This is a genomic window from Corynebacterium tuberculostearicum, assembly GCF_022347385.1.
Taxonomy (GTDB): domain Bacteria; phylum Actinomycetota; class Actinomycetes; order Mycobacteriales; family Mycobacteriaceae; genus Corynebacterium; species Corynebacterium tuberculostearicum_M.
Genome location: NZ_JAKRDT010000002.1, coordinates 71769 through 85164 on the forward strand (window position 1 = coordinate 71769; position 13396 = coordinate 85164).

The 13396-nt window shown below is 61.8% G+C and carries 15 protein-coding genes; 10 read left to right on the forward strand and 5 right to left on the reverse strand.

The window, feature by feature from the left end:
• The first annotated feature begins 18 nt into the window (after positions 1-18).
• Both pdxY and MHK00_RS01515 read left to right on the forward strand, forming a co-directional pair.
• Positions 19-867: a pyridoxal kinase PdxY gene (gene pdxY, locus MHK00_RS01510; RefSeq protein ID WP_005326446.1), complete on the forward strand. Its 849-nt coding sequence runs from the start codon at positions 19-21 to the stop codon at positions 865-867.
• A gap of 371 nt (positions 868-1238) precedes the next feature.
• Positions 1239-2255 (forward strand): formamidase, encoded by a 1017-nt coding sequence (locus MHK00_RS01515; protein WP_005326447.1) that lies wholly within the window; start codon positions 1239-1241, stop codon positions 2253-2255.
• An 82-nt stretch (positions 2256-2337) separates the two neighbouring features.
• Here MHK00_RS01515 and MHK00_RS01520 read toward each other — a convergent pair whose 3' ends face one another.
• Positions 2338-2913 carry a hypothetical protein gene (locus tag MHK00_RS01520; RefSeq protein WP_023021002.1) on the reverse strand — a complete coding sequence of 192 codons (576 nt, stop codon included), beginning with the start codon at positions 2911-2913 and terminating at the stop codon, positions 2338-2340.
• Positions 2914-3053: 140 nt separating this feature from the next.
• Between MHK00_RS01520 and era the strand changes: the two genes are divergently transcribed.
• Genes era through MHK00_RS01535 form a run of 3 tightly spaced genes read left to right on the forward strand, consistent with a single transcriptional unit; the run spans position 3054 to position 5580 of the window.
• Complete coding sequence (gene era, locus MHK00_RS01525) at positions 3054-4091, forward strand: GTPase Era (RefSeq protein WP_005326450.1); 1038 nt, start codon at positions 3054-3056, stop codon at positions 4089-4091.
• Between the two features lie 6 nt (positions 4092-4097).
• Complete coding sequence (gene recO / locus MHK00_RS01530; protein ID WP_005326451.1) at positions 4098-4814, forward strand: DNA repair protein RecO; 717 nt, start codon at positions 4098-4100, stop codon at positions 4812-4814.
• 10 nt (positions 4815-4824) lie between these two features.
• A complete protein-coding gene (locus MHK00_RS01535) occupies positions 4825-5580 on the forward strand; it encodes an isoprenyl transferase (protein WP_005326452.1) in 756 nt (251 codons plus the stop codon).
• Between the two features lie 80 nt (positions 5581-5660).
• Here the strand turns inward: MHK00_RS01535 and MHK00_RS01540 are convergent, their stop codons facing one another.
• Positions 5661-6080 carry a Fur family transcriptional regulator gene (locus tag MHK00_RS01540; protein WP_005326453.1) on the reverse strand — a complete coding sequence of 140 codons (420 nt, stop codon included), beginning with the start codon at positions 6078-6080 and terminating at the stop codon, positions 5661-5663.
• A gap of 70 nt (positions 6081-6150) precedes the next feature.
• Positions 6151-6441: an ArsR/SmtB family transcription factor gene (locus MHK00_RS01545; RefSeq protein ID WP_250410142.1), complete on the reverse strand. Its 291-nt coding sequence runs from the start codon at positions 6439-6441 to the stop codon at positions 6151-6153.
• 184 nt (positions 6442-6625) lie between these two features.
• On the opposite strand from MHK00_RS01545, the gene MHK00_RS01550 reads away from it, so the two are divergent.
• Genes MHK00_RS01550 through MHK00_RS01560 form a run of 3 tightly spaced genes read left to right on the forward strand, consistent with a single transcriptional unit; the run spans position 6626 to position 8957 of the window.
• Positions 6626-8005 carry a glycine--tRNA ligase gene (locus MHK00_RS01550; RefSeq protein ID WP_005326454.1) on the forward strand — a complete coding sequence of 460 codons (1380 nt, stop codon included), beginning with the start codon at positions 6626-6628 and terminating at the stop codon, positions 8003-8005.
• 2 nt (positions 8006-8007) lie between these two features.
• On the forward strand, positions 8008-8517 hold the full coding sequence (locus MHK00_RS01555) for a hypothetical protein (protein WP_239278673.1): 510 nt from the start codon (positions 8008-8010) through the stop codon (positions 8515-8517).
• A complete protein-coding gene (locus tag MHK00_RS01560; RefSeq protein WP_250410143.1) occupies positions 8517-8957 on the forward strand; it encodes a hypothetical protein in 441 nt (146 codons plus the stop codon). Before MHK00_RS01555 ends, MHK00_RS01560 begins: the two co-directional genes overlap by 1 nt.
• Positions 8958-9012: 55 nt before the next feature.
• Here the strand turns inward: MHK00_RS01560 and MHK00_RS01565 are convergent, their stop codons facing one another.
• Entirely contained in the window at positions 9013-11040 is a 2028-nt protein-coding gene (locus MHK00_RS01565) for a TPM domain-containing protein (protein ID WP_250410144.1), read from the reverse strand.
• A 54-nt stretch (positions 11041-11094) separates the two neighbouring features.
• Here MHK00_RS01565 and MHK00_RS01570 point away from each other — a divergent pair, with 54 nt between their 5' ends.
• Positions 11095-11670, forward strand: coding sequence for a YdcF family protein (locus MHK00_RS01570; RefSeq protein WP_200435350.1), 576 nt, complete (start codon positions 11095-11097; stop codon positions 11668-11670).
• A gap of 48 nt (positions 11671-11718) precedes the next feature.
• Positions 11719-13011, forward strand: a complete 1293-nt coding sequence (locus MHK00_RS01575; protein WP_250410145.1) for a deoxyguanosinetriphosphate triphosphohydrolase — start codon at positions 11719-11721, stop codon at positions 13009-13011.
• Positions 13012-13160: 149 nt separating this feature from the next.
• Here the strand turns inward: MHK00_RS01575 and MHK00_RS01580 are convergent, their stop codons facing one another.
• Positions 13161-13394: a barstar family protein gene (locus tag MHK00_RS01580; protein WP_005324236.1), complete on the reverse strand. Its 234-nt coding sequence runs from the start codon at positions 13392-13394 to the stop codon at positions 13161-13163.
• Positions 13395-13396: the final 2 nt, after the last annotated feature.

Sequence of the window (13396 nt, forward strand, 5' to 3'; positions counted from 1 at the left end):
GTAGCACAATGGGTAGCTATGACTATCCTTTCCATCCAGTCCCACGTCACCTACGGCCACGTTGGCAACTCCGCGGCCGTCTTTCCCCTGCAGCGCGCCGGCCATGAGGTATGGCCGGTCCACACGGTGAATTTCTCTAACCACACCGGCTACGGCGACTGGGGCGGACCGATGATTCCAGCCAGCGACGTTACCTCCATCATCGATGGCATTGAAAAGCGCGGCGCCTTCCCGCAGATCGACGCCATCCTTTCGGGCTACCAGGGCGGCGCCGACATTGCCGACGCCATCGTGGAAACCGTCCGCCGCATCAAGGCTGCCAACCCCAAAGCCCTCTACGCCTGCGACCCTGTAATGGGCAATGCCAAGTCCGGCTGCTTCGTCTCCGATGAGATCCCGCCGCTTTTGCGCGACCGCGTCGTGCCCGTCGCCGATATCATCACCCCCAACCAGTTTGAGCTGGGCTACCTCACCGATTCCGAGGTCGGCACACTTGATCAGACCCTCGCCGCAGTAAAGAAGGCGCAGGAAATCGGACCGAAGACCGTGCTGGTTACCTCCGTTAAGCGCCCTGAGACCCCTGAAGACCAGGTGGAGATGCTTGCCGTCGACGGCGACCGCGCCTTCCTCGTGTCCACGCCTCTATTGCCGTTTAAGCGCAATGGTTCCGGCGACGTCACCGCCGCCTTGTTTACCGGCCACTACACCGAGACCAGCGACGTCAAGGAGTCCCTGCGCCGCACCGCCTCCTCCGTCTATGACCTGCTGGAAAACACCTATGAGGCCGAGTCTGCCGAGCTCCGCCTCATTCAGGCGCAGGACGTCTTCGCTCACCCGCGCATGCAGTTCGACGCCGAGGAGCTTTAAACCCTGCGGGGCCCGCTCTCGCGCGTTGGGCTCCGTGAAGTTTGGCCTACTAAAGCTAGGTCCATTCTGATCGAGCTGATCTGAGGGAAAGTACCCCTCAGATCGGCCTTTTCGCCCTCAATTCGGCCCGATCACCTTGGACTTTTCTCCTCTGCTCCCTTAAGAACCCGCACCTACGCCCCCTAGGTCTATCGAGTTTCGGCCGAGCTGAGTAAACCTTCCCCTCAGTTCGGCTCTCTTATTTCATCAAAGGCGGCTCACGATGAGTCTCATATACGAGACTACTTCTCAGGGCGAATAGTGTGACGTACTACCAAAACGCCAGTAATATGGCTCCCGTCACATCATCTACTTTGCGATAGGAGTCCACCATGTCCAGCACCGGCAGCATCAGCGCATCCCCCGACGGCCTGTTGATGGCCCTCATTCAGTATCCCGTTCCGGTGGTCAATACCCCGGAAGACGTCCAGGCTAGCGTGGACGAAATCTGCCGCATGGTGGGTTCCACCAAGGCCGGTTACCCAGACCTCGACCTTATTGTTTTCCCGGAATATTCTTCCTCCGGTCTCAACACCAAGATTTGGTCCTATGATGAATTCCTCATTGGACTCGATGATCCCAAGGTAGATCAGTTCAAGCAGGCTTGTAAGGAAAATGACGTGTGGGGCGTCTTCTCCATCATGGAACCAAACCATGAGGAAGGAAAGCCGCCATTTAATACCGCCATCATCATCAACTCCGATGGTGAAATTGCGCTGCACTACCGCAAGCTCCAGCCGTGGACTCCTATCGAACCGTGGTACCCGGGCGATCTGGGCATGCCGGTTTGCGACGGCCCGAAGGGCTCCAAGCTTGCCGTGAACATTTGCCACGATGGCATGTTCCCTGAGCTTGCTCGCGAGGCTGCATACAAGGGCGCCAACGTTTATATCCGCATCTCTGGCTACTCCACACAGACCCAGGATCAGTGGATCATGACCAATAAGACGAATGCCTTCCAGAACCTGATGTACACCGCATCCGTAAACTTGGCTGGCTACGACAACACCTTCTACTACTTCGGTGAAGGTAACGTCTGCAATTACGACGGCCACATGATTTCTGAGGGCCACCGCAATCCCGGCGAGATCGTCACCGCCGAAATCTTCCCAGAGTTGGCTGACAAGGCCCGTATCAATTGGGGCCTAGAAAACAACATCTTCAACCTGGGCAACCGCGGATACGTGGGCTACCCCGGCGGCAAGACCGACAACTATCTCACCTGGGTCGAGGACTTGGCTAAGGGCAAGTATAAGCTGCCGTGGGCTGACGACGTCCGCATCAAGGATGGCTGGAAGTACTACCCGGACGGCCCGCAGCTTGGACCGCTGCCGGATGAGTTTAAGTAAGCTTCACTAATTTAGCGGCAAGCCCTGCACCCGTTTCGACGGGCGCAGGGCTTTGGCGTTGTCCAGCGTGCGGTCTTTCCCGCTAATACTCGTAGCCTTCTACCGCACCAGTATCGGCATCGGCTGGCGTATCTAACACTGCGTCGGACTCTGGCGTGTATCCAGCATCTACGTCGCCATAGTCATTCAACGAATCTGAATCTGAAGGCGGAAGGCCTCCATTGCACAGCTCGGCCCATTCTTCGGGGTACTTATATCGTCCGTCTAGACTGCCGCACACTCCTTCTGCGCGTGCAGATCGGCGATGAGCGGGAGTATCGCATAGCTCTGTGGGCCTTTGCGTGCCGTCGGAAAATGTACCGATGATGGTCAAATTTCCCGGATCGCAATACAGCAGCTCCGGCTCGGCAGCCGCGGTTTGAGGCTGGGTCTCCGGCTCAGGAGCGGCGCTTTTTGCAGGTTCTTCCGCCATGCTCTCTTCGCTGCTGATGGTAGCGGCAGAAGAGGCCGTACTTGAAGAACTGGTGGCGGATGAAGAAGAGGTAGCCGAAGAACTAGTACTCGTCTCGGCGGGTGACTCGGAATTAGGCGAGGAGCATGCGGAAAGGATGAGAGTAAGGGCAGCGCCCAAAAGTAGGGCAGGGGATTTGCGGGGCATGAGGAGCCTTTCGGAGAGTGAGCGCGGTATGCGCTGGAGAGAAGAGGTTTCTCCATAGATTAGTCCTATGCCGCTTCACCGGTGCGAATTGGCCGCGAACTAATCGGAGATCTTGACTCTGTGGGCTATTATTGCGGGTAATGAGTTCTGATTTTGATGCACAGTTTGATGCGGCATTCGAGGGTCTGCCAGAAGACCCCGATGATGCCGTGCCGGAAGGCGCCGAGAATACGGCAGTCCCGCTTGATTATTCGCAATACACCGATACCCCGGAGGGATTCCGCTCAGGCTTCGTATCCTTTGTTGGGCGTCCGAATACCGGCAAGTCCACCCTGACCAATGCCCTGGTGGGGCAGAAGATTGCGATCACCGCGGACCAGCCGGAGACCACCCGCCACACCATTCGCGGTTTGGTACACCGCGATGATGCCCAGGTCATCGTCGTGGATACGCCGGGCCTGCACCGCCCGCGGACCCTTCTGGGCGAGCGCCTCAACGAGGTAGTCAAAGACACCTATGCCGATGTGGATGTAATCGGCCTGACCATCCCGGCTGATGAAAAGATTGGCCCGGGTGACCGTTGGATCCTGGAAAACGTGCGCAGCATCGCGCCAAAGACCCCGATCATCGGTATCGTCACCAAGCTGGATAAGGCCAGCAAAGATCAGGTTGGCGCGCAGCTGCTGGCCCTGCACGAGCTGCTCTCCCAGGATGACCCGAATGCGGTAGTCATCCCGGTTTCCTCCAAGGAGGGTGTGCAACTGGATGAGCTAGTGCAGGTCATCGTGGATCACCTGCCGGAAGGCCCGAAGTTCTACCCGGATGACCACATCACCGATGAGGGCCAGGAAAAGCGCATCGAGGAACTCATTCGTGAAGCCGCCCTGTCTGGCTTGAAGGCGGAGCTGCCGCACTCGGTGGCGGTGCAGGTGGATGAGATGCTGCCGTCGCGCACCCGTGAGGGCGTGCTGGATATCCATGCCATTTTGTACCTGGAGCGCCCCGGCCAAAAGCGCATTATTGAGGGCAAGGATGGCCTGCGCTTCCGTCGCATTGTGGGCAATGCCCGCAAGGAGATCATCGAGCTGCTCGGCCACAACGTGTATCTGGATCTGCGCATCAAGGTGCTGAAGAATTGGCAGTCTGACCCGAAGTCGCTGGGTAGACTCGGGTTCTAAACCACTATGCGCGAGAACTATCGTGACCGCGCAGTGGTCATCCGCACCTACGACTTTGGTGAGGCCGATCGCGTCATCGTCCTGCTTACCCGCGATCACGGCCTCGTGCGCGCGGTGGCCAAAGGCGTGCGCCGGGCAAAATCACGCTTTGGTTCGCGCCTGCAGCTCTTCGTCAACCTTGATGTCCAGCTGTATGTGGGCAAGAATCTAGCCACCATTTCTCAGGCGGATACGGTCGACTACTTTGGCGCGCGCCTCATCGAGGACTATGAGCGCTACACGGCCGCGTGCGCGGTGCTGGAATCGGCCGAGCGCCTTGCGTTTGCCGACGCCGCCCATGACCCCTACCTCTACGAATCCGTCACCGCGACCTTGGAGCAGCTGCAAACCGCGGATCCGACCATGGCGCTGGATGCCTTCTTGCTCCAGGCGATGGCGCATGCCGGTTGGGCGCCGAGCCTCTTCAACTGCGCCCAGTGCAACCGGCCCGGCCCGCACCACGCTTTCCACCCGGCTGCCGGCGGCGCGGCGTGCCACGAATGTCGGCCGCCAGGTGCTGCGGAGGTAGACCCGGAAACCCTGCACCACCTGTGGCTTTTGGCGCATAATCACCCGACGAATCCGACGAATGCGCAGAAGCAGGAGGGGCACCGCCTAGCGCGGGCGCACCTGCAGTGGCACATGGAGCGCAATGTTTCCGCATTGCAGGTTATGGAGCAGTAGAATATAGCCCGTGATTACGCCAGACCCGAACCGCACTTTGACCCCGCCGAATATTCCGGATGAGTTCATGCCGCGCCATATTGCGCTGGTCATGGACGGCAACGGCCGCTGGGCCCAGGAGAAAGGTATGAAGCGCACCGAGGGGCATAGGCGCGGAGAAGCCGTGCTTCTTGACGTCGTCGATGCCTGCCTTGCCGCCGGCGTTCCCTACCTTTCGGCCTATGCTTTCTCCACCGAGAATTGGCGCCGCAGCCCTGAAGAGGTCCGCTTCCTCATGGGCTTTAACCGCGACGTGCTGCGCCGCCAGCGCGAGTGGCTCAATGAGCGCGGCGTGCGCGTGGTGTGGGCCGGCCGCCGCCCGCGCTTGTGGCGCTCGGTTATTAAGGAGCTCGAGGCCGCCCAGGAGCTGACCAAGGACAATACCAAGATGACCTTGGCCATGTGCGTGAACTATGGCGGTAGGGCAGAACTGGTGGATGGCTTTAGGGACATCGCCAAGCAGGTGGCCGCAGGCGAGCTCAACCCGCGCGATATCAAGGAAGAAACCATCGCGCAGCATCTTTATGACCCGAGCATGCCGGACGTGGATCTCTTCCTGCGCCCGTCCGGTGAGAAGCGCACCTCAAACTTCCTGCTCTGGCAGTCCGCCTACGCGGAGATGATTTACCAAGACAAACTCTTCCCGGACTTCACTCCGGAGGACCTCTTCGCCGCCATCGAGGAGTATGCGCGGCGCGACCGCCGCTTCGGTGGCGTGAAGAAGTAGCGCAAAAAGAAAAACCTCAGCCGCCGGAAACTGGAGGCTGAGGTGAGGGGGAGTGGCTGCGCGCGAGGGCGTGCGGCCGTTTAGGCGGAGGCGGCGCAGTCGCTGCAGATGCCAAAGACCTCGGCATCGTGGCCGGTGAGCTCGAAGCCGTACTCCTTGGCCACGGAGGTGGCCCACTTTTCAATGGGGCCGCCGTCGATTTCCTCGGTGCGGCCGCACTTGGTGCACACCAAGTGGTGGTGGTGGGCGTCGGTATCGCAATGGCGGTACAGGGTTTCGCCATTGGGCATGTGGAGGGCATCCACTGCATCGATATCGGTCAGGGACTGCAGGGTGCGGTACACGGTGGTCAGGCCCACCTTTTCCTCGCGCTCCTGGAGCTCGTGGTAGATCTCCTTGGCGGAGGCGAATTTCTCCATTTCCCGCAGTACCTCAACCACTGCGGTGCGCTGTTTGGTATTGCGCGCGCCTAGCTTGGGAATACTGTCGTGTAAAGCCATGCCCTCAATATTATCAGTGCTTTTTCAATAACTGCACAGTCAGGCGGCTTTTTATGCAGGAGGGGAGGGGCTAGGAGGCGATCTTGGCGGCGTCGGCAAGCAGGTCCAAAACCCGCGGCGCAATGAGCGAGTAGGTTACCTCGCGGCCGCTGCGCTCGGAGTCCACGATGCCTGCCTGCTTGAGCACGCGCAGGTGCTGGCTGATAAGGGGCTGGGACTTGCCGGTGGCCTTGACCAGCTCATGGACAAAGTGATCGCGCTCGGCCAAGCGGGAGATGATTGCGATGCGTAGGGGCGAATCAAGGGCAGCGATAACGCTGGCAGCCGCAGAAGTATTTGGGGCCTTGTAAGTGGTCGTCATAGGGAATGTCACCTTCAATTAAATACCTATTACCTGTCGGTTACCCTTATATTACCCGATACTTGCAATACGTTGTATTTATTTCAGATTAAATTCATGCCCCAATCCCACCGCCGGGAAGCGCTTCGGGTTAGACTGAACGAGATTGTCAAGACTGTCCCCTACCAGAGGAGTCCGAAAACTTATGGCATCCGTCATCGATACCGTTGTAAACCTGTGTAAGCGCCGCGGCTTGGTCTACCAGGCAGGTGAAATTTACGGCGGTTCCCGCTCCGCGTGGGACTACGGCCCTCTTGGTGTAGAGCTCAAGGAAAACATCAAGCGCCAGTGGTGGCGCCACATGGTGCAGTCCCGCGCAGACGTCGTGGGCGTAGATACCTCCGTCATCCAGCCGCGTCAGGTCTGGGTATCCTCCGGTCACGTCGAGGTCTTTTCTGACCCGCTGGTGGAATCCCGCCACACCGGCAAGCGCTACCGTGCCGACGACCTTATTGAGGCCTACGAGGAAAAGCACGGCCACGAGCCAGAAAACGGCCTGGCAGATATCAATGACCCAGAAACCGGCCAGCCGGGTGACTGGACCGAACCGAAGGCCTTCTCCGGTCTGCTCAAGACCTTCCTGGGCCCGGTGGACGATGAGCAAGGCCTGCACTACCTGCGTCCGGAAACCGCACAGGGCATCTTCGTTAACTTCAAGAACGTGATGACCTCCTCGCGCATGAAGCCGCCGTTTGGCATCGCGAACATCGGCAAGTCCTTCCGCAACGAGATCACCCCAGGCAACTTCATCTTCCGTACCCGCGAGTTCGAGCAGATGGAAATGGAGTTCTTCGTCAAGCCGGGCGAGGACGAAGAGTGGCACCAGTACTGGATTGATGACCGCTACAACTGGTACGTGGACCTGGGCATCAAGGAAGAAAACCTGCGCCTGTACGAGCACCCGAAGGAAAAGCTCTCCCACTACTCCAAGCGCACCGTGGACGTGGAGTACGCCTTTGGCTTCAAGGGCTCCAAGTGGGGCGAGCTGGAAGGCGTGGCCAACCGCACGGACTATGACCTGTCCGTCCACGCCAAGGGCTCGGGCGAGGACCTGTCCTACTACGACCAGGCCAATGACGAGCGCTGGATTCCGTACGTCATCGAGCCGGCCGCCGGCCTGGGCCGTTCTATGATGGCCTTCCTGGTGGATGCCTACGACGAGGAAGAGGCTCCGAACGCCAAGGGCGGCACCGATAAGCGCGTCGTCCTGCGCCTGGACCGCCGCCTGGCACCGATCAAGGTGGCCGTACTGCCGCTGTCCAAGAAGGAAGAGCTCTCTGAGCCCGCCCGTAAGCTGGCCGATAAGCTGCGCGCACACTGGAACGTGGACTTTGACGTCTCCGGCGCCATCGGCCGCCGCTACCGCCGCCAGGATGAGATCGGCACCCCGTTCTGCGTCACCTTCGACTTCGACACCCTCGAGGACGATGCCGTGACCGTGCGCGAGCGCGACACCATGGAGCAGGAGCGCGTGAAGCTCGATGACCTCGAGGCTTACCTCGCCGCTCGCCTGATTGGGTGCTAGTAATGCATTACACCAGCTGGGATCGCTCCGATCGCGCAAAGCCCGTGCTCTTGGCCGAGGAAGGCCCGGAGCAGCTGGGCGTATTTTCGGAGCATTCCGCGGAGGTGGACGGCCATTTCTGGCGCACCGAGGTCAGTGACCTTGGCGCTTCTGCCACGCTTGCCGACGGCTCCATTTACCGCCTCGCCGGCCGCCCCGGCCGCGATAAGCGCCTAGAGGCATCGCTCAACGGCCGTACCTTCACCTTCATCAACGAAAACAGCGGCGACTGGATCATCGATGACGTCGATGATGAAAAGGTAGGGCAGTTCACCGCCCGCAATTCCGGCGTGCGCAAGTCCATCCTCGAATTCGAGCACGATGCCGAGGGCCTGACCACCGCGGAAATCGCCGGTCTTAGCTGGTTTACCCGCGTCATCTTGGATGCCACCACCCAAGGCAAAGCCTGGGCCTGGATCATCACCTTGGTCCTAGCATCCATCGTCGCCCTCGTCGCACTATTCGTCCTCTAATGACTGCGCAGTGGACCTGGCGCGCGGGCGCGCTCACCAACGCCGAGGGGCACGAGCTTGCCTCCGTGCGCGACGGCGTGCTTGCCACCGCCGCCGGCGAGCGCCTCGCAGTAGAATCCTCGCTGGATTCTTCCTCTCCGCGGTTCTTCCTGCGCGCGCAGACCGCCGCGGGCGAGGATTTCTCGGTCACCCAGGCCGGGATTACCGTCACCCGCCTGCGTGCGACTTGCGCCGACCGCGAGTACCTGCTGGAGCGCCGCAATCCCTTCCGCCGCGAGCGCCGCATCGTGGCCCGCGGCACGGGCGCCGAGGTTGCCAGCACCGCGCCGGCCGGCGATGGGCTGCGCGTGAGCATGGGCGGGCTTCCTGAGCTCGACGCCATCTTCTTGAGCTACGCCTGCGCGCTTCTCGACGCCACCCCGCGCACCCTGCGCACCTAGCCCGTTACCTGCGGAGTAGGGGAGCCGGGCCGGTGGTGCGCCGATTCGGCGGGTGCTAGAAGGAACCGCCGCGGAAGCCGCCTCCACCGCCACCGCCGAAGCCGCCGCCGCCAAAGCTTCCTCCGTCGAAGCCGCCGCCTCCGAAACCGCCGCCGAAGCCGCGGCCGCCGCTGAGCATCTGGCCGATGACCACGCCGGTGACGATGTTATTGGCGGCATTGCCCATCTGTTGGCGCTGCTGGCGGCGACGGTGTTCGTCCATGTCATCCTTGGCGCGCTGCAGCGCCGCCTGAGCCGCGGCCACCGCCTCGCGGGAGGACTGCAGCGCAGCGCGGATATCGCTGCGCTCGGTGTGGAGGGCTTGGGCGTGGAGACGTTTGGCGTCGGCAAGCGCGGTGCGCGCACCCGAGCCGATGATGCGACCGCGGGAGGAAATGAGGTCTTCTGCGGCCTGGATATTGGATTCCGCCACGGAAATCTGCTGGCGGAAGAGGTCTAGCTGGCGCGCGTGCGTGGAGGTCTTCTCGCGCACGCGGTCGAGCGCCTCATCTAGCTCGGTATCGATGGAGGTCAGCGCGGTGTGCTGGCCCAACGGATCCTGTTGGCCGTGGGCCTTGGCCTCATCTACGGCGCTGCCGGCGCGGCCGAGCAGCTCTTCGAGTTTGTCCCAATCCGCGGTGGTTCCCTGGGCCTTGCCTTGGCGCTCGAGCTCGCGGGCCTCGTTGATCTCGCCCTCGACCTCGGCGATAAGCGCCTCGAGGTTGCCGCGGGCGGTGGCGATATTCTCCTCGGCGTTTTCCACGCCGGAAATGAGGCGATCCGTCATCTCGCAGGCGTGCTCGATATCGCGAATAAGTCCCACCAGCGGGCCCTGCTGGCCGGCCGGCTGGGCCTGGACCCCTCGGGCCTTGTCGAGCAGTTTCTCGGCCTCATCGAGGGACGCGGCGGCAAGCTCGGGGTTATCGGCAATGGAGGAGAGCACGTGCTCGTCATAGTTGGACTTCAGGCCGGCCAGCGTGGACTCGGCCTCTGGCAGGCGGGCGCGCAGGCCCACGGTGCGCTGGGTGAGCTCGTCCAGCTTTTCATCGGAGTGGATGAGCAAGTCGCGCATCTTGGCAAACTCCTCGGCCTGCGCGTCGAGGGCGTCATCGGCCTGGCCGCAGGAGGAGACGATTTCTACCAGCATTTGGCGGCGCTCGGCCGGGGATTCCGGCACGGCATCATCTAGGCGCTGGCGTAGGTGGAAGGCTTTTTGCAAGGTAGAAGTGGAGTGGTTCATCGCCTTGGTAAACGGGCGCACGCGCTCGGGGCCGAACTCGGAGAGCGCGATATTGAGCTCCTCCTTGCCGCGGCGGATGGACTCATCGGTAGAGACCAACTCCTCCTGGGCCAGCTGGTCCAAGGTTTCCAGAGGCAGGCGGTTTAGCTGATCGGTATCGCCCGGGGCGATCTCGCGGGCGGATTCCAGCGTCTGCGCATTATTTTTCTTGGTGTTGCGGCGCGAGTAGTACATGATTCCGCCACCGGCGGCGACGATGGCGGCCGCGCCACCGCCCAGCCACGCCAGGCCGGAGGAATCGGAGGCGGAGTTATTTGAAGCGGAGTTGCCCAGGGCGGCGTCGGCAAGCGCGACGGCCGAAGCACCGTATTCATCGCTGGCCAGCTTGTCATAAGCGGCGTCATACATCTGGTCCAGCCGGCCCTTGGGCCATGCATCGCCGGCCTGCACGCCCATCTTGCGGTCATTGATGGATAGCACATAGACCGCGGAGTTCGGCCCCTTGTCCTTGACCGCCTGGCCAGCAAAGCTCTCCGGATCCGTGCCCAGCTCATCGGTGATATAGACAAAGAGCGTCAAGTGCTCGTCCTTTTGCAGCTGGCCAATCTTCTCCCTGAGCTCGGCCTTCTCTTGGGTGCTTAATACACCCGCATCATCGGTAACCTTTTCCGTTAGGGCTGCCGTATCGGTGCCCTGCGCCACCGTGGTGGTCTCGGCGGCGAAGGCAGACCCCGCACCGAGGGAGGTGCAGCCCAAAATGAAAGCGGCAATGGCCGCGCGGCCCAAACGTGCACTCAAATTCATGCCCACCACTTTACCGGCTTAGCTTAGCCCTCCGGCAGGTAATGTAGTGGGGCAGTGAAGTACGCAATTGTTTTAGGAACCGCCCAATACGATGGCCGCCCCTCCCGCATCCTGGCCGGCCGCCTGCGCCACGCCGGTGAGCTCGCCACAGCTGAGGGACTGGAGGTTATTACCGTGGGCGGCAAGCTGCCCGGGGATAGGTTCACGGAGGCCGGCGTCGGCCGCACCTACCTGCGCGAGCACTTCCCGCACCTGACCGTGCACGCGGTGGAGGAGGGCATGGATACCCGCAGCTCCCTCAGCGCAGTCAAGGAAGCCTTCGCGCTTTCCGACGCCACCATCATCACCGATCCCCTCCACCGCCTGCGCACCGCACTCATCGCCCGCCAAGAGGGCATCACGGCCACCGTCTCCGGCACGCCGTACTACCCGGCCGCGCGCTTTTCTAAGCCCTGGTGGCGCTACCTTGCCCACGAAACGGGTGGCGTAGCCTATGCGTTGGTGGCCGGCCTTTTGCCGCCGCGCGGCGCTGCGGCGCTGCGCAATGGTTTCTACCGCGTGGAGCAAGTGCTGCGGCCCAATCAGAAGCTGCGGCATCAGACGATTCAGCAGGAAGACGACCGCGCTTAAGCCACGTTGCTCACCCAAAAGGCCTGTTCGCGGAATAAACTTGGCGCCGTGACCTATTCTTATTCCGCCGCCGACTTTGCCCGCCTGGCCGATGAAAAGCCGAAGGGCTCAGCCTTCCACCCCGTGGAGGAGCACCGCGGGCTCTTCGCCCGCGACCGAGCCCGCGTGCTGCACTCGGCCGCGCTGCGCCGGCTAGCGGATAAAACACAGGTCGTCGGCCCGCGCGACGGCGATACCCCGCGCACCCGGCTGACCCACTCGCTGGAGGTGGGCCAAATCGCGCGCAGCATCGGCTCCGGGCTCGGCCTCGATCCCGATCTCTGCGATATGGCCGGCCTGACTCATGACATCGGCCACCCGCCCTATGGCCACAATGGCGAGAATGCGCTCAATGAAGTTGCCCTTAACGGCTTCGAGGGCAACGCCCAAACCCTGCGTATCCTCACCCGCTTGGAGCCGAAGGTCATCGTGGACGATGCCCGCGGCGAACCCCAAAGCTTTGGCCTCAACCTCACCCGCGCGGCCCTCGACGGCGCCTGCAAATATCCGTGGACCAAGACCAACCCGGATGGCACCACCAACCGCAAGTACGGCGCCTATGACGAGGATGCGCACCTTTTGGACTGGCTGCGCGAGGGTCATACCGATAACCGCAAGTGCATCGAGGCCCAGGTCATGGACTGGTCCGATGACATCGCCTACTCCGTGCACGACGTGGAAGATGGCATCATCTCCCGGCGTATCTCATTGAGCGTGCTCTGGGACTTGGTGGAGCTCGCCCAACTAGCAGAAAAAGGCGCCAAGGCCTTCGGCGGCACCGCCGACGAGCTCCTGGAAGCGGCCGATAGCCTGCGCAACTTAAGCGTCATCAACGCCATCGGTGACTTTGACTATTCCTTGCGCGACTACGCCAACCTGAAAAAGATGACCTCGGAGCTCGTCGGCCGCTATGTCGGCGCGACCGTTGGCGCCACCAGCGAGGCCAATGCCGATCTCATCGCCTCCAATAGCCTTGGCCGCATGCACGGCGACCTCGTCGTTCCCAAGCAAGCCGAAGCCGAAGTCAAGCTGCTCAAAACCATCGCGGTCCTTTACGTCATGGACGAGCCCGCCCACCTCGCACGCCAAGACCGCCAGCGCGAGCGCATCTACCGCGTCTACGACTACCTCGTTGCCGGCGCCCCCGGCTCCCTCGATGCCACCTTCCGCCTGTGGTGGGAGCAGGCCGATACCGACGCAGCCCGCGACCGCGCCATCATCGACCAGATTGCCTCCATGACAGAGTCCCGGCTGGAGCGCCTGGCTCGGCGGAGTGCGGAGCTGTCTGGATTCCTCAGCTAAACCTGGCCCACCCAGCGCCGCTAGAGTTAGGTCGAAACTCATCAGGCCGATCTGAGCGCGAAAAGGCCGAATTGAGAGCTCACAACCCTCAATTCGGCCTGATGTCTATGGACCTAACGCCCCAGCCTGAGCCCCCAGGGCCCGAGTCGCTAGCGCACCAACTTCACGCCCTGATCCTCCAAAACGGTGGCAACGCCTTCCAACTCTGCGTCCGCGATTTCCATGTCGGAGGCAATGATGACGGTGGTGCGCTGCTCGCGTAGGAAGTCCGCGAGGTCATCGAGGTTGCGGGGGCCGCAGTCCTCGCAGCCGCGAGTGCGGCCTAGCGCGTTGAAGAAGTCCGCGCGGGTGCGGATGTGCTCAGTAATGAGGATGCGTTGCATGA